The organism is Clostridium akagii DSM 12554, from assembly GCF_000686725.1.
In the GTDB taxonomy this organism is placed as follows: Bacteria; Bacillota; Clostridia; order Clostridiales; family Clostridiaceae; genus Clostridium_I; species Clostridium_I akagii.
Map to the genome: position 1 here is coordinate 257351 of NZ_KK366007.1, position 17216 is coordinate 274566.

17 protein-coding genes are annotated in these 17216 nt (G+C 30.2%); 15 read left to right on the forward strand and 2 right to left on the reverse strand.

The annotated features are described in order from the left end of the window. Window positions 1–16 precede the first annotated feature (16 nt). The 4 genes from rhaB (at window position 17) to fucO (ending at window position 4834) form a co-directional block, all read left to right on the forward strand. The gene (gene rhaB, locus BR66_RS0116750) at window positions 17–1420 is read left to right on the forward strand and encodes a rhamnulokinase (protein ID WP_026883925.1); all 1404 of its coding nucleotides are present in this window, start codon (window positions 17–19) and stop codon (window positions 1418–1420) included. Window positions 1421–1451: 31 nt separating this feature from the next. Beyond that, on the forward strand, window positions 1452–2708 hold the full coding sequence (gene rhaA, locus BR66_RS0116755) for an L-rhamnose isomerase (protein WP_026883926.1): 1257 nt from the start codon (window positions 1452–1454) through the stop codon (window positions 2706–2708). Window positions 2709–2789: 81 nt separating this feature from the next. Then, complete coding sequence (gene rhaD, locus BR66_RS0116760; RefSeq protein WP_026883927.1) at window positions 2790–3608, forward strand: rhamnulose-1-phosphate aldolase; 819 nt, start codon at window positions 2790–2792, stop codon at window positions 3606–3608. Window positions 3609–3682: 74 nt separating this feature from the next. Continuing rightward, window positions 3683–4834 carry a lactaldehyde reductase gene (gene fucO / locus BR66_RS0116765; protein WP_026883928.1) on the forward strand — a complete coding sequence of 384 codons (1152 nt, stop codon included), beginning with the start codon at window positions 3683–3685 and terminating at the stop codon, window positions 4832–4834. Window positions 4835–5067: 233 nt separating this feature from the next. On the opposite strand, the gene BR66_RS0116770 is transcribed toward fucO, so the two are convergent. Together BR66_RS0116770 and BR66_RS0116775 are read right to left on the reverse strand one after the other, a co-directional pair. Then, window positions 5068–5445, reverse strand: a complete 378-nt coding sequence (locus BR66_RS0116770) for a hypothetical protein (protein WP_026883929.1) — start codon at window positions 5443–5445, stop codon at window positions 5068–5070. Beyond that, window positions 5445–6017, reverse strand: a complete 573-nt coding sequence (locus BR66_RS0116775) for a TetR/AcrR family transcriptional regulator (RefSeq protein WP_051624280.1) — start codon at window positions 6015–6017, stop codon at window positions 5445–5447. The genes BR66_RS0116770 and BR66_RS0116775 overlap by 1 nt, the downstream gene beginning before the upstream one ends. Window positions 6018–6191: 174 nt before the next feature. Here BR66_RS0116775 and BR66_RS0116780 point away from each other — a divergent pair, with 174 nt between their 5' ends. The 11 genes from BR66_RS0116780 (at window position 6192) to BR66_RS0116830 (ending at window position 17211) form a co-directional block, all read left to right on the forward strand. Next, window positions 6192–6590: a DUF1284 domain-containing protein gene (locus BR66_RS0116780; protein WP_026883931.1), complete on the forward strand. Its 399-nt coding sequence runs from the start codon at window positions 6192–6194 to the stop codon at window positions 6588–6590. A gap of 29 nt (window positions 6591–6619) precedes the next feature. Then, window positions 6620–6973 (forward strand): HsmA family protein, encoded by a 354-nt coding sequence (locus tag BR66_RS0116785; RefSeq protein ID WP_026883932.1) that lies wholly within the window; start codon window positions 6620–6622, stop codon window positions 6971–6973. Window positions 6974–7075: 102 nt separating this feature from the next. Then, on the forward strand, window positions 7076–8026 hold the full coding sequence (locus BR66_RS0116790) for an AEC family transporter (protein WP_026883933.1): 951 nt from the start codon (window positions 7076–7078) through the stop codon (window positions 8024–8026). A 150-nt stretch (window positions 8027–8176) separates the two neighbouring features. After that, complete coding sequence (gene uxaC, locus BR66_RS0116795) at window positions 8177–9583, forward strand: glucuronate isomerase (protein ID WP_026883934.1); 1407 nt, start codon at window positions 8177–8179, stop codon at window positions 9581–9583. Between the two features lie 117 nt (window positions 9584–9700). Continuing rightward, entirely contained in the window at window positions 9701–10714 is a 1014-nt protein-coding gene (locus BR66_RS0116800) for a LacI family DNA-binding transcriptional regulator (RefSeq protein WP_026883935.1), read from the forward strand. Between the two features lie 130 nt (window positions 10715–10844). Then, window positions 10845–12326, forward strand: coding sequence for a UxaA family hydrolase (locus BR66_RS0116805; RefSeq protein WP_026883936.1), 1482 nt, complete (start codon window positions 10845–10847; stop codon window positions 12324–12326). Window positions 12327–12584: 258 nt separating this feature from the next. Continuing rightward, complete coding sequence (locus BR66_RS0116810; RefSeq protein ID WP_026883937.1) at window positions 12585–13406, forward strand: Cof-type HAD-IIB family hydrolase; 822 nt, start codon at window positions 12585–12587, stop codon at window positions 13404–13406. A 60-nt stretch (window positions 13407–13466) separates the two neighbouring features. After that, window positions 13467–14474 carry a spore photoproduct lyase gene (gene splB, locus BR66_RS0116815; protein ID WP_026883938.1) on the forward strand — a complete coding sequence of 336 codons (1008 nt, stop codon included), beginning with the start codon at window positions 13467–13469 and terminating at the stop codon, window positions 14472–14474. 60 nt (window positions 14475–14534) lie between these two features. Further along, window positions 14535–15047 (forward strand): tRNA (cytidine(34)-2'-O)-methyltransferase, encoded by a 513-nt coding sequence (locus tag BR66_RS0116820; RefSeq protein ID WP_156946316.1) that lies wholly within the window; start codon window positions 14535–14537, stop codon window positions 15045–15047. Between the two features lie 15 nt (window positions 15048–15062). Continuing rightward, window positions 15063–15899 carry a DegV family protein gene (locus BR66_RS0116825; RefSeq protein WP_026883940.1) on the forward strand — a complete coding sequence of 279 codons (837 nt, stop codon included), beginning with the start codon at window positions 15063–15065 and terminating at the stop codon, window positions 15897–15899. Between the two features lie 247 nt (window positions 15900–16146). Continuing rightward, complete coding sequence (locus BR66_RS0116830; protein ID WP_026883941.1) at window positions 16147–17211, forward strand: BMP family lipoprotein; 1065 nt, start codon at window positions 16147–16149, stop codon at window positions 17209–17211. Window positions 17212–17216: the final 5 nt, after the last annotated feature.

A 17216-nucleotide genomic window follows, 5' to 3' on the forward strand; every position in this document is an offset into this window, starting at 1 on the left:
AGATTGGAGGTAAGCAATGGAATATTATTTAGCAATTGATATTGGGGCTTCTAGTGGAAGACATATATTGGGAAGCGTAGAAAATGGAAAATTAAAATTAGAAGAAGTTTATAGATTTCAAAATGGAATTAGTAAAATAGGAAATGAGTATTGTTGGAATATTCAGCAGTTGTTTAGGGATATAAAATTAGGAATAAAAAAATGTAAGGATATAGGTAAAATACCTAAAACAATAGGAATAGATACCTGGGCAGTAGATTTTGTGCTACTGGATGGAAATGATGATATGTTAGGTAATGCAGTAGCTTACAGGGATGATAGGACCGAAGGAATGATGGAAGAAGTATTTAAGATTATTCCTAAAGATATGATGTATTTATACACAGGCATCCAGTTTCAGAGATTTAATACTGTGTATCAATTATTATCCATTAAGAAAAATAATCCGGAAATTTTGAATAAAGCAAAAACTTTTTTAATGATTCCAGATTATTTAAACTTTTTGCTTACAGGGAAAAAAGTCAATGAATACACCAATGCATCATCAACACAACTGGTAAATTCTTTTGATAGAACCTGGGATACAAAAATTTTAAAAGAACTTGGAATTAACAAAGATATATTCCAAGAAATAAAACTTCCTAAAACTAGTCTTGGTAATTTGAGAAAAGAATTAGTAAAGGAGTTTGGTTTTGATATGGAGGTTATACTTCCTGCAACTCACGATACAGGTTCCGCCTTTATATCATCAGTATGTAATGATAATGATAGTATTTATTTAAGTTCTGGAACATGGTCACTAATGGGTGTTGAAAATAGATTTCCTATTTGTGTGCCACAGGCTATGGAATACAACTTCACTAATGAAGGTGGAATAGATTATAGATATAGATTTTTAAAAAATATTATGGGGCTTTGGGTAATTCAAGAGGTGAGACGAAATCTTAATGATAAATATTCTTTTTCAGAATTAGTAGATCTGGCAAGAGAAAATATAGATTTTCCATCAATAGTAGATGTGAATGCTGATAGATTTTTAAAGCCTGAAAATATGATTGAAGAAATAAAGGATTATTGCAGGGAAACAAATCAAAAAATGCCGCAGGAGGTTGGCGAAATAGCTATGTGTGTTTTTAATAGCTTAGCCCATTGTTATAAAAAAGCCGTAGCAAATCTTGAAGAGATATTTGAAAAAAAATTCAAGAGAATAAATATTTTTGGCGGTGGATGTCAAAATGATTTTTTAAATGAATTAGTGGCTAAAGCTACTGGAAAAGAGGTACTAGCAGGTCCAGTGGAAGCTACGGCAATAGGAAATCTTGCAGCTCAACTAATAAGTCAAAATGTTTTTAAAGATTTAGGACAGGCGAGACAAGCTATTAAAAAGTCTTTTGATATTAAACAATTTAAAGCAAATTAGTAATGCTTATAATAAAATGGGGGGCGTAAAAATGAATATTAAAGAAAAATATGAAGTAGCTAAAAAAGAATATGAAAAATGGGGACTTGATGTAGATAAGATTTTAGAAGTTCTTAACAAGGTAAAAATATCAGTTCATTGCTGGCAAGGTGATGATGTAAAAGGTTTTGAAGTAAATCAGAATGAATTATCCGGTGGAATAGCAGCAACTGGTAATTATCCAGGAAAAGCTAGAAATGCGGAAGAACTAAGACGTGACCTAGAAAAGGCTTTAAGTTTAATTCCAGGAAAACACAAAGTAAACCTTCATGCAATATATGCTGAAACTAATGGTAAGGTAGTGGAAAGAGATGAATTAAAGCCAGAACATTTTAAAAATTGGGTAGATTGGGCAAAGAAAAACGGATTAGGTCTTGATTTTAATCCAACAATTTTTTCCCATCCCAAAGCTGCAGATGGATTAACTTTATCTAGTCCTAATAAAGAAATAAGAGATTTTTGGATAAGACATTGCAAAGCGTCAAGAAAGATTGGAGAATACTTTGGTAAGGAACTTGGACAAACTTGTTTAACTAACATTTGGATTCCAGATGGTTATAAAGACATTCCAAGTGATAGATTAGGACCTAGAAGAAGACTTAAAGAATCATTAGATGAAATATTCAAAGTTGAAATAGATAAAAAGTACAATCTTGATTGTGTGGAATCAAAAGTATTTGGACTGGGAGCAGAGGCTTATACTGTAGGTTCAAGTGAATTTTATATAAGTTACGCAGCTAAAAACAATATAATGTCATTAATGGATACAGGACATTATCATCCAACAGAAGTTGTATCAGATAAACTCTCAGCAATGTTATTATTTAATGAAAAGGTTGCACTTCACGTTAGTAGACCAGTAAGATGGGATTCTGATCATGTTATTCTTTTAGACGATGAACTTAAAGAATTAGCTAAAGAAATTGTAAGAAATGATGCATTGGGTAGAGTAATTATTGGACTTGATTTCTTTGATGCAAGTATAAATAGAATAGCAGCATGGACGATTGGAACAAGAAATATGATAAAGGCACTATTAAATGCAATGTTAATTCCAAATGAAAAATTAAAAGAATTACAAGATACAGGGAACTTTACAGAAAGACTAGCCCTAATGGAAGAGTTTAAAACTTATCCAATAGGTGATATTTGGAATTACTATTGTGAAAAAAATAATGTTCCAGTTGCTGAAAATTGGCTTAATGATGTTAAAGATTATGAAAAAACTGAATTATCAAAGAGAAAATAATCTAATGCAGAACTCAGAATGAAGAAACAAATGAAAATTGATTAAAAAATCGGACTATGAAGAAGAAAGTAGGAGATAAATATGACTATAGAAGATATAAAATTTGTTCAAAACTTTAAAAAAATCACTAATGATGCATGGCTTAAGGGCTGGCATGAAAGAAATGGTGGAAACATAACTTATAGATTAACAGAGGAGGAAGCAGTAGCAGCTAAGAAATTCATAAATGAAGGTTCTGCATATACTCCAATAGGAGTAACTGTTAAAAACTTAGCTAATGATTACTTTTTAGTAACTGGAAGTGGGAAATTTATAAGAAACATGACAGTTTGCTTAGAAGAAAATGCAGGAATAATTAAAGTAGACGAAAAAGGTGAAAACTATAAAATAGTTTGGGGTCTTATAAATGGAGCAAGACCAACAAGTGAAATAACTTCACATTTAATGAGTCACTCAATAAAAAAAGAAAAAACAAATGGCGCATACAGAGTTATAATGCATTCACATACTACAAACACTATAGCTTTAACTTTTGTATTACCACTAGATGGGAAAGTATTTACTAGACAATTGTGGGAAATGGCAACGGAATGTCCAGTAGTGTTCCCCGGTGGAATAGGTATTGTGCCTTGGATGGTGCCAGGTGGAGCTGCAATTGCAGAAGAAACCGGTAAATTAATGAATGATCATGATGTAGTAATTTGGGCACATCATGGAATGTTCTGTGCTGGTGAGAGCTTAGATTTAACTTTTGGACTTATGGACACAGTGGAAAAATCAGCTGAAATATTAGTAAAAGTATTATCTATGGGTGGAAAAAAACAAACAATAACTTCTCAAAATTTTAGAGATTTAGGAAAAGCTTTTAAGGTTCACATTTCAGAAGACTATTTAGATTAATAATTTAATATACTTTAATGCAATAAACTTACAATTTATTGCATTAAATAAATTATAAGAGGAGAGGAATTTTCATGGCAAACAGAATGGTTTTAAATGAAACAAGCTATATAGGTGCTGGAGCAATTGAAAATATTGTTTCAGAGGCCCAAATAAGAGGTTATAAAAAAGCTCTAATAGTAACTGATAAAGATTTAATAAAATTTAATGTAGTTAGTAATGTAACAGATTTACTTAAACAAAATGATTTGGCTTTTGTAATTTTCGATGAAGTTAAGCCCAATCCTACTATAAATGTAGTGAAAAGTGGAATAGAGAAGTTTAAAGCAGTTGGAGCAGATTATTTAATAGCAATAGGTGGAGGTTCTTCTATTGATACTGCAAAAGCTATTGGAATCATTATAAACAATCCTGAATTTTCAGATGTGAGAAGCCTTGAAGGGGCAGTAGTGACTAATAATAAATGTGTGCCTATCATAGCAGTTCCAACTACAGCAGGGACTGCAGCAGAAGTTACAATTAATTACGTTGTAACAGATGAAGAGAAAAAACGAAAATTTGTATGTGTAGATCCACATGATATTCCAGTTATAGCAGTTGTAGATTCAAAAATGATGTCTTCAATGCCAAAGGGATTAACAGCGGCTACTGGAATGGATGCTTTAACTCATGCAATTGAAGGATATATTACAAAAGGTGCTTGGGAACTAACAGATACGCTACATTTAAAAGCTATTGAGATCATTTCACGTTCACTTAGAAGTGCAGTAGCCAACGAGCCTAAAGGAAGAGAAGATATGGCACTTGGACAATACGTGGCAGGAATGGGATTTAGTAATGTAGGACTTGGACTAGTTCATGGAATGGCACATCCACTTGGAGCATTTTATAGCACTCCACATGGAGTGGCTAATGCAGTAATTTTACCCTATGTTATGGAATATAATGCGGCATATACAGGAGAGAAGTACAGAGAAATTGCTCGTCACATGGGAGTAGAAGGCGTAGATAATATGTCAAAGGAAGAATATAGAAAAGCAGCTATAGGTGCGGTTAGGAAGCTTTCAGAGGATGTTAAAATTCCAAAGACTTTAAAAGAAATTGGAGTTAAGGAAGAGGATTTACATGCACTTGCAGAATCAGCACTTGCAGACGCATGTACTCCAGGTAATCCTAGGGATACTAATGTTCAGGAGATATTTGAAATTTATAAATCAATTTATTAAAATCAATTAAATATGTGAATAATTATATGAAATATATATGAATAAATTTTATATGGCGATGATTGTAGGGATTAATGACTATAATCATCACCATATTTTAGTTTTATCCGAGGAATACCATGCCGTAACACTTCCATCTTTCTATGTATAGTATAATGGTTGCTATGCGCCTTACTAAGGATTTCTAGGTTTCAGATGGAGAAATAAACTCCAACTGAAACTTAGAAATCTGTTTATTCTATTGAATATGAGTAATGAATTCTTGCTAATTGATCCAAAAATATACCTGAAGCAATGATGAGCACAAATATAACAAAGCCTATTTTGTTAAAGTGCTGTGCACCGTAAATCAATGACATTGGTGACATAACAAAAAGTATTAAAGAACAAAGCTTGAGAAGCTTATTTTTTTTGTAAGTTTTATAGTCACTGACCTGTGAGCTTGGAAAATATATCACTTCAAGTTGGTGAAATATTAAACCAAAAGAAATAAAAATAAACATAATTAATAACCCATAACCATGAAAATACCAATCAACTACAATGAGAGAAGCTATGGCAATAAAAAATGATAGTATGGACCAAGATCTTAATAACTTTTGATTTTTCATTATTTTTCATCTCCTAAAAATAAATTAAGTTGCATATCTATAAAGTCATTACGTTCTTTAGCATTAAAAATATCAATACCACTATATTTAAAAAAGTCATCTGCGCGCAAAAATACTAATTGCATAAAAGAAATCATTTGGTACGCAATAATTCTGCAGTAAGTTTCACTCCTTTCACCTCCAAAATGCTTTTTTATTATAGGCAAAACATCTAGAGGATGAGTTATTTCATCATGTAATAAAATATATGGAACTGATATTTTGGTTAAATAGTTATAGGAAACGGTTATATCAGAAAGAGTGTATAACATTTTTTTTAGTTGATCTCTTGGAGTGATATCCTCATTAGTTATAGCCTTAAAGTTATTAGCCTGGCTGGCGATGATTCTCTGTACGGCTATATTCATTAAATCCTCTTTGGATTTAAAACAATAGTTTATCATGGCTAAATTGGTTTTTGCTTCTGCAACTATTTCACGAGAGGTAATTTTAGTGGCATCTTTATTTGTTGATATAAGGAAAACTGTTGCTGAAATAAGTGCCTCTCTTGTGTTATTTTTTATAGTGATCACCTCCAAATTAAACGTGTTTAATACATGTTTAATTTTAATATTTATATTTGCTTATGTCAAGAAGAAATTACAATTCATAAGCAAATAATTTGGATAAATGTTTGTAAAATGATACAATAATTGTGTTCTAATTAAACTTAATTTACAGATTAATTTAGAAGAAGGTGAATATAAATGTATAATGAGATATTAAATATAAGAGCGCATCATTTATTATGTATTCAGGGATTTCAAGGCTATGGTTATAGTGGTGAATTTGTAGAAAATATGGGGAAAATAGTGAAGTATATAAAAGAGAACCCTAAGGAAAAAATAAGAATTGTAGAATATTGTGATAATATATGTTTATCATGTAAAAATAATATTAGTGACATGTGTAAGAATTGTGAAAGTGTTGATAATATGGATAAGAGATTACTAGATAAACTTAAACTCACGAGTGAACAAGTAGTCAATATAGAAGAAGCTTTCAATTTAGTTAATGATAAATTGAAAAGTCTACAGGATGCCTATGAAATTTGCGGAGAGTGTTCTTGGAGCGAAAAATGTCTTTGGATATCAAAATTTCATTAATTACATAATAATTTTAATGGAGGTTATATATGTTAGTTATTTCTATAATACTTATAAACTTAGCTTTGATTATGTACACTGTGGTCGCATGGAAGGAATTTAGAACTAAGTCTATACTTTTGCAACATGTCATTGTCTTTAGTATTGGTTTTATCTTTGACGTTGTAGGTACCTTTTTGATGTATAAACTTGGCGGTAATAAAATAAGCTATGGAATACATGATGTATTGGGATTTATAGCATTATTTCTCATGTTACTTAATCTTATAGGCAGTATAGCTGTTCTAAATAAAAAAATACCAGTAAAGTTCTATAAATTCAGCATTTTTGTTTGGATAGTATGGATAGTTTCCTATGTAACAGGTATGATTGTTAATATGTAATAAGCCACCTTGAAAAAAATAACAAGCCAATATACTGAATAGGTTATATATAAATATTAGTGTATTTACTCAATAAATAGATGGATAAAGGGAGTCAGAAAAATGTTATTATTAAATTCAGTTGGCAGTATATTAAGTATTGTTATTATGATTTTTATTGGATATGTTCTCACTGCAAAAGGGTGGTTCAGCGATGAATCATCCAAATTGTTGACTAAACTTGTAATTACAATAGCATTGCCAGCACTTATGATATCTACAGTACTTGGTAATTTAGATAGAAGTCAACTTGTGAGCCAAGGAAAAGATATTCTGATTCCTGCGATATCTATGAGTATATGTTTAATTATAGCTATTATTTTTTCAAAACTTATTAAAACAAAACCAGAGGATACAGGACTTTTTATATCCATGTTTTTTAATTCAAATACTATTTTTGTTGGACTTCCTGTTAATCTTGCTTTATTTGGTGAAAAAAGCATCCCTTATGTACTTCTATATTACATAGCAAATACAACATTTTTTTGGACAATCGGTGTTTATTTTATAAGCAAAAATGGAAAACTAAAAACTAATCATAAAATATTCAGTAAAAATACCATTAAGAGAATAATATCACCGCCACTTTTGGGATATATTGTGGCACTTGTATTAGTAATGTTAAAAGTTAATTTGCCTAATTTTATAATGGATACATGCAAATATATGGGTGATATTACTACACCGCTGTCAATGCTATTTATAGGAATCTGCATTTTTTCTGTTAAATTTAAGGATATAAAAGTAAGCAAAGATATGTTTGGTATAGTTGCAGGTAGATTTATTATATCTCCATTAACTGTTTTTATGATTACATTGTTTATTCCAATACCACTGCTTATGAAAAAAGTATTTATAATACAGGCAGCTATGCCAGTTATGACCAATACAAGTATTATTGCAAAAGCATACGATGGAGATACTGAATATGCAGCAGTTATGACAGTTGTGACTACGGTATTATCAATAATTGCCATACCATTGTATATGGTTTTACTTAGCTACTTAAAATGATAAAAAGCTTGACAATTTATACATATGAAATTAAAATTGTTATCGTGAACAAAATAAGTATTGAAATTAATTTTAAAACGTTTATAATTGATTTATAGAGACTTGTTAACGTTATCAAAACAAATTTATTTAAGAGGAATGGTGAATTTTATGAAAAAATTTATGGATGAAAATTTTTTACTTTCAACAGCTACTGCGGAGAATTTATTTCACAAGTATGCAAAAAAAATGCCTATAATAGATTATCATTGCCATATAAGTCCACAGGAAATATATGATAATAAAAAATTTAAAAATTTAACTGCAGCTTGGCTTTATGGTGACCATTATAAATGGAGACTTATGAGAAGTTTTGGAATAGATGAAAAATACATTACAGGTGAATCTACTGATTATGAAAAATTCATAGCCTATGTAAAATCTATTGAAACAGCAGTAGGAAACCCACTTTATCACTGGACACATTTAGAGTTACAAAGGTATTTTGGAATATATGAAGTTATAAACGAAAAAAATGCACCAGTTATATGGGAAAAAGCAAATAAGTTGTTAGCTCAAGATGATTTCACAGTTAGAGAGATAATTAAGAAATCTAATGTAAAAGCTATATGTACAACAGATGATCCAATAGATTCACTGGAGTATCATATTAAACTAAAAAAAGAAAATGATTTTAGTGTTAAAGTATTCCCTGCATTTAGACCTGATAAAGCCTTAGGAATAAACAAGTCAGCATTTGTGGATTGGGTTAAAAAATTAGGCGAAGTTTCTAGTGAAAAGGTAGATAATTATGATGGATTTTTAGCTGCATTGGAAAGTAGAATAAACTTTTTCCATTCTGTAGGTTGTAGAGTCTCAGATCATGCACTTGATTATGTACCATATGCAGAAGCTTCTAAGGAAGAAATATCAGATATATTTAGTAAAGCATTAAAAGGTAATGGAGTTACTATTGAAGAAGAAACAAAATTCAGAACATATACAATGCAATTCCTTGGTAAAAATTATACAAAACTAGGATGGGTAATGGAATTACACATTAATGCATTTAGAGATAATAACAGTGCTATGCTTGAAAAAATGGGACCAGATACTGGTTTTGATTCAATAAATGATAGTAGTGTTTCTTATTCACTTTCAAAATTACTTAATTCTCTTGAAAATGCAAAATCTCTTCCAAAAACTATTTTATACAGCTTGAATCCAAATGATAATTACTTGCTAGGTACTTTAATTGGATGTTTTCAAGGAAAAGAAGCTTTCGGGAAAATTCAACTTGGAGCAGCTTGGTGGTTTAATGATAATAAAGATGGAATGATTGAGCAGATGAAAGCACTTGCAAACCTTGGACTATTATCTAGTTTCATTGGAATGCTTACAGATTCAAGAAGCTTTTTATCTTACACTAGACACGAATATTTCAGAAGAATATTATGTGAATTTTTAGGGGACTTAGTTGAGAATGGTGAATTCCCTAATGATGAGGAATTATTGAAAAAAATTACTGAAAATATATGTTACAAGAATGCACAAAATTATTTTGCAATGGATATATAATAAAAATCAATGTAGTTATACAGATAAGAAGAAATACAGATAAATATAGTAGTTTATAGGGGGCTATTATGATATTATTGTATGTGTAAATGATTGTTAACTAGAGGGTGTGATTGTGTGAGTATTACCATAAAAGATATAGCTAAAATTGCAAATGTTTCACATACAACGGTTTCAAGGGCACTAAACAATAGTCCTTTTATAAATGAAAAAACTAAAAAAAAAATAATAGAACTAGCTGATGAGTTGAATTATGTTCCTAATTATAATGCAAAAAGCTTGGTATTAAATAAGTCTTACAATATTGGGCTGCTTTTTTCTTCAATAAGTAGTGGTACTTCTCCAGGCTTTTTCCATGAAATAGTTGAAGGGGTAAGTAGTATAATTAAAGGGAATTACAATTTAGTAATAAGAGGGATTGATCGTTGCATAAATTTTAATTATATATCTAAAGAGAGATTTGACGGTATTATAATGGTGAGTCAAAGTGAAAGTGATAATCCATTTATATATGATGTTATAAGTAAGGAAATTCCATTAGTGGTATTAAATAGGAAAATTGAGGCTGATAATATTACCAATATACTCTCTGCTGAGAAGGATGGAGCATACGAGGCTACAAAATATTTTATTTCAAATGGACACAAAAACATTGCAATAATTGAGGGTAAGGCAGGATTTAAATCTTCTGTATTCAGAAAAGAGGGTTATATTAATGCTCTTATTGATAATAAAATCAAAATTAAAAGTGAATACCTAGTACCTGGTGAATATGATATTAAAAGTGGATTTAGTGCCATGGAAAAACTTTTGAAATTACCTAATATTCCAACAGCAGTATTTTGTTCAAATGATGATATGGCTGTTGGTGCCATGAGAGCAATACAAAAAAAAGGATTAAAAGTTCCAGAAAATATTTCTATTATTGGATTTGATGATAACATATTTTGTGAATATGTTACACCAGCTCTTACTACAGTTAGGAAACAAACAAGTAAAATAAGTATAGTTGGTTCACAAAAATTACTAGAGCAAATTACTAGTTCAAAATTCACTGGTGAAAAATTGTACATTCCTACTGAGTTAATTAAAAGAGATTCAGTAAAAAACATTTCAGTTGAGAAAATTTAAATGAAATTAATAGAATATTTTAAATAACTGAGTTGTTAACGTGTTCACGAATTTAAGATAAAACAATTTTATTAATATAATGTGTATATTATAAAATTAAATAGAGATAATGTAGTTAGGCGGTGTATTTATGAAAAATGTTTTCAAAATAAATGAGAATGATAATGTAGTTGTAGCACTTATGGATTTAAGTAAAGGTGACATTGTAGAGGGAAATAACAATAAAATTGTAATTGATGAAGTAATAAAAAAAGGGCATAAAGTAGCGATTAAGGATATCGATGAAGGTGGAAATATAACTAAATATGGATTTCCTATAGGGCATGCTATTAAAAACATTAAGGCAGGTCAGTGGATACATTCACACAACATCAAAACTAATTTAACTGGTATTAAAGATTATGAGTACAATAAGAAGAATTTTAATAACAGTTTTCAAGACAGAAAATTGACATTTAAGGGTTACAGAAGAGAAAATAATACTGTTGGGATTAGGAATGAACTTTGGATAGTTCCTACCGTTGGTTGCGTAAATGGTATAGCGGATTTAATAGTGAAAAATTTTATTAAAGAGACTTCTTTTTCAGATGTCCATGTATTCAAACATAATTATGGTTGTTCTCAACTTGGGGATGATCATGAAAATACTAAAACTATATTAGGTGATATTGTTAAACATCCTAATGCTGGTGGTGTACTAGTCTTAGGTCTTGGCTGCGAAAATAATGTTATGGAAGTTTTTATTGAATCTTTGGGAGATTATAATAAGAAAAGAATAAGATCTTTAATTTCTCAACGGGTTGATGATGAGATAGAAGAAGGAACAAAACTATTAAAAGAACTTTATGAAAATATGAAAGCAGATAAAAGGGAAGATGTATCATTAGCTGAACTTAAAATTGGACTTAAATGCGGTGGTTCAGATGGCTTTTCTGGTATAACTGCGAATCCACTTCTAGGAAAATTTTCTGATTTTTTAGTTATGCAAGGAGCTACAACAGTACTTACAGAAGTGCCAGAAATGTTTGGAGCAGAGACAATTCTAATGAATAGAGCAAAAAGTTTAGAGGTATTTGATAAAACAGTTAATTTGATTAATGATTTTAAAAGATATTTCATGAGTTATAACCAACCTGTATATGAAAACCCATCCCCAGGGAATAAGGCTGGAGGAATAACTACATTAGAAGATAAATCACTAGGTTGCACTCAAAAATCAGGAACTTCAGAAATTGTAGATGTACTTAAGTATGGAGAAACTTTAAAAGAAAAGGGTCTTAATCTTTTAAGTGCACCTGGAAATGATCTTGTTGCATCCACTGCTCTTGCTTCTGCTGGATGCCATATTGTTCTATTTACTACAGGTAGAGGTACTCCTTTTGGATCATTTGTACCAACAGTGAAGATATCTACTAATAGTGAAATATACAATAAAAAGAAGCATTGGATAGATTTTAATGCAGGAGTATTATTGGAAGATGAAACAATGGATGTAGTAGTAGAACGTTTTATTGACTATGTAATTTCCATTGCTAGCGGTGAACAACTTGCTAACAATGAAAAAAATGACATAAGAGAAATAGCTATATTTAAAAATGGCGTAACACTTTAAAAAATAATCGCTTGGTTCTTACCTTCTTATAAAGGTAAAGGATTAGGCGATTATTTACCTCTATAGAGAATTTTACGATTATATTTAAGATATTTAAAATAAAATCAATCAGCGTGTTCAGAATATAAACTGTCATAGGCTTATGATATAATAAATATATGTATTACTTATTTTATGGCATCATGAAAAAACAACAACTGGAGATTATGGTCTGCTTTGTGCTGCTTTTTTTTGATTGCTAAACTGGAGATGAAATTTATGAGTTGTAAACTAATTTGTATTGATATGGATGGAACTTTACTAAATGATGAAAAAACAATAAATGAAGAGAATTTAAAAGCAATAAAAATGGCACATGAAAAAGGCGTAAAAATAGCGGTTTGTACAGGAAGGCTTTTTGCATCAGCTAAATATTATGGAGAGCTTATTGGTGTTAAAGCACCTATAATAGCTTCCAATGGCGCTTATATAAGAGAAAAGGACGAAGAAAAAATTATTTACAAACTTGAACTAGGCAAAAAAAATTGTAAACAGATACAAGATATAATTGGAAAATACAATTTACAAGTATATTACAATACTAGCGATTCCATAATAGCAACCAATGGATTTCCAAAAGACTATAATTATGCAGTAATGAATGAAAAATTAACAGAAAAATTTAAAGTGGAATTAATTGATGCCAAAGATATATATTCATCACTAGGGGAAAAAGGTGATGATGTATTTAAATGCATATGTATATCAAAAGATATTGTGGAAATTGATAAAGCTAGAAAGGAACTTATGGAACTAAATGAGTTTGAGATTGTAAGCTCAGGCAGTGATAATATTGAAATAATGCATAGGGGAGTTTCAAAAGGAAAAGCTGTTCAAGTTTTGGCCGAGTTTTATAACATAAAGCAAGATGAGATAATGTGTATAGGCGATAATGAAAATGATTTATCCATGATAAAATATGCAGGCATGGGTGTAGCTATGGGAAATGGCTCAAAACTTGTAAAAGATGTAGCTATATTTGTTACCGATACAAACAATAATTCAGGGGTAGCAAAGGCTATAGAAAAATTTGCATTATAAATATTACGGTAGAATATTTATAATGATTAAATGTAATACTACTTCTTAGGAGGTGGTTTTATGTTTAATCCAAGAAGAGTAATATTTGAAGAGCGTGCATTAAATTATGAACTGGGAAACAGTATTTTAGAAGAGTTCAAAGATAAAAAGTTGGAAATATTATATTCGAAAAATGGTAGAATCACCGGTATACCAGGTAAAACAAACAGTGAAATGTATTTTGAAGGGAAAAGTACACTAGTTGTAGGTGTAAGGAAAAATTTAAACTTTGCTACATGTAAACCATCAGCTCATTATCAATTGCCTATTGCAAGCGGATGCAACGGTATGTGTGAATATTGTTATCTAAACACTCAAATGGGAAAAAAACCATACGTTAAAATATATGTAAATATAGATGAAATACTACAAAGAACACAAGAGTATATAGATGAAAGAAAACCGAATATAACTATTTTTGAAGGTGCTGCAACTTCTGACCCAATTCCTGTGGAGTATTACAGCAGGTCACTAAAAAATTCTATAGAGTTTTTTGGAAATAATGAGCTTGGTAGGTTTAGATTTGTAACAAAATTCACAGATATTGATACTATATTAGGACTTAGACATAATGGTAATACAACTGTAAGATTTAGTATAAACACAGATAGAATAATAAATGCATATGAACATAATACTACAGCTGTGATTGAGAGAATAACCGCTGCAAAAAAGCTATATATTGATGGGTATAAAATTGGATTTATAATAGCACCAGTTTTTCTGTATGAAGGTTGGGAAGAGGAATATGGAAGTTTAATTAATCTTATAGCATTAAAATTCCCAAGAGGAAACATAACATTTGAAGTTATTTCACATAGGTTTACCAAACGTGCTAAGGAAAATATAATCAATATATTTAGTAAAACTACATTGCCCATGGATGAAGAGGCGCGTAAGTTTAAATTTGGACAATTTGGATATGGAAAATATATATACCCAGATGAGAAAATGAAACTTCTAAAAAACTTTTTTAAAAGTAAACTGCTAGAAAAATTTGAAGAAAACAGTATAAATTACATAATATAAATTGTTATATTTTGTATAAACAACTTTACTATAAAGAAATTTTAGTATAATATAAATTTTATGATTAAATATACTAATGGGGGCGTACAATTGATTTTAGGAAAAGAAAATTTTAATATAGTTTTATTTGAGCCAGAAATACCACAGAATACAGGAAATATAGCAAGGACATGTGTTCTTACAAATAGTAAATTACATTTGATTAAACCGCTTGGATTTAGTTTAGATGAAAAACATCTAAAGAGAGCAGGGCTAGATTATTGGAAAGATCTAGATATAACTGTATATGAGTCTTACGATGAGTTAAGGGAAAAGTATCAGGATAGTACATTTTATTTTTCCACTACAAAAGGTAAAAATTATTATGAAGAAGTAAAATTTAACCAAGGGGATTTTATTGTGTTTGGAAGAGAATCTTGTGGGCTTCCAGATGATATTAGAGAGAGTAACGCTGAAAGATGCATAAGAGTCCCTATGATAAAAACAAGCCTTAGATCACTAAATCTTTCAAATACGGTTGCAATTGTAGCTTATGAAGGACTAAGACAAATCGGATTTCCAAATATGAAATAATAAAGGAGAATATTAATGGAAAAAATTAAGATTATAACCGTAAGTACTGCAGATTTACCTAAGGATATAATTGATAAATATGATATTGAAGTATTACCATTAATTGTTAATATAGGTGAAAAATCTTATTTTGATGGAGTAGATATAACTACTTCTAAACTTTTGGAAATCATGGACAGGGACGGTATATATCCAACAACTACACAAGTTAATCCACAAAGGCATGTTGAATGTTTTAAAAAATATTTAGACCAAGGGTATAAAATTTTGATGATAAGTATGTCTTCTAAGATGAGTGGTACCTACCAGTCAGCTTGCATTGCCAAGGATATGCTTGAAAGTGAAAATATAACTGTAATAGATAGCCTTAACGTTACATCTGGGCTTGGAGTAATTGTGCTTAAGGCTTGTAGATTAAGAGGTGCTGGTTATAGTTTCAAAGAAATTGAAAAAGAAATAATAAATGTTATTCCTCATGTTAAAAGTATTATTGCTTTTAATAAATTGGACAACCTAATTAAAGGTGGTAGATTATCAAAGGCAGCGGGAACTATAGGTAATATTTTAGGAATAAAACTTATACTAACTATTAGAGACGGTGAAATGGTTGTAGTTGATAAAGTGAGAGGAACAAAAAAAGCGGCAAAATCCATATTAAACTATGTTACTGAAACGGGTATATCTGAAGCAGAAATGAGCATAATTTTATATATAGGTGAAAATGAGGTAAGAGAATTACTTGAAAGCAATTATAATGAAAATGAAAAATTTATAAAATGTGAGGCTGGATGCGTGGTTGGTACACATTCTGGCTCAGGTGCCTGTGGAGTATTTTTCATTGAATCTTACTAGTATGCACAAACAAAAGCATTCGTGCAATATTAACTAGTATCTGATTTCAAATTTGGTTTTCAAATTAGCATTTATTTAGGCACAAATATATTGATTTTACAATATATTTAGTTTATACTGATAAAGAGTTAAAAACAGAGATTATATATGCTACTATTTATACCAATTTTATGAAATTATATAAATAAGGTACTTAGTAACACAACTTAAAGTTAAAAGGAACATATTTTTTAGGGGGTAATCTAAAATGAACAAGAAGAAAATAGTGGCAGGAATTGCATCTTTTTTAGTTGTAGCATCAATTTTTGCAGGGTGTGGAAGTAGTACTTCAAGCCAAGGTAGTAGTGCAAAAACAGTTAAAATAGGGCTTTCTACAGATGAAGGTGGACTAAATGATAAATCATTTAATCAAGCAGCTGACACAGGAATAAAAAAAGCGGTAAAAGAATTTGGAAATATTAATTATAAACCAATTGAGTCAAAAAAAGCAGATGATTATCAACCAAATCTTCAGGCTTTAATTGATAATGGTTCGGACTTAGTATTTGGAGTAGGGTACCAAATGGCAGATGCGTTACAAACCATAGCTAATAAGTATCCAGATAAAAAATTTGCTATAATCGATAATGCCTATGATAAACAACCTAAAAATGTTGAATCACTAATTTTTAAATCCCAAGAAGGTTCATTTTTAATGGGCGTCATTGCTGCAAAAGAAACTAAGACAAATAAAATTGGTTTTATTGGCGGAAAACAAGGAGATTTAATTGATTCATTTGCAGCAGGATACATAGCTGGTGCAAAAACAATAAATCCTAGTATCGACGTTAAAGTAGTATATGCTGATAGTTATGATGATACAGCAAAGGGAAAAGAATTAGCTACTACACTTTATAACGATGGTTATGATATTGTTTATCACGCAGCTGGTGGTGTTGGTATAGGTGTATTCCAAGCAGCACAAGCAATCAAAAATTCTGGAAAAGCAGTTTGGGCTATCGGTGTTGATCAAGACCAAGCAGTAACAGTACCAGAGTATAAAGATGTAATTCTTTCAAGTATGCTTAAAAGAGTTGATACAGCTACATATGATGTTGCTAAAGACTTAAAAGATGGTAAATTTGATGGTGGTAAAGTTAAAACATTTGGATTAAAAGAAGATGGAGTTGGTTATGCACCAAGTACAAAAGATCATGTTTCTAAAGATATTTTAGATGTAGTTGATAAATATAAAAAAGCAATTGTTGATGGAAAGATAGTGGTTCCATCTAAAATAGAAGATGCGAAAAAATTTGTAGCACCTACAATTTAATAACG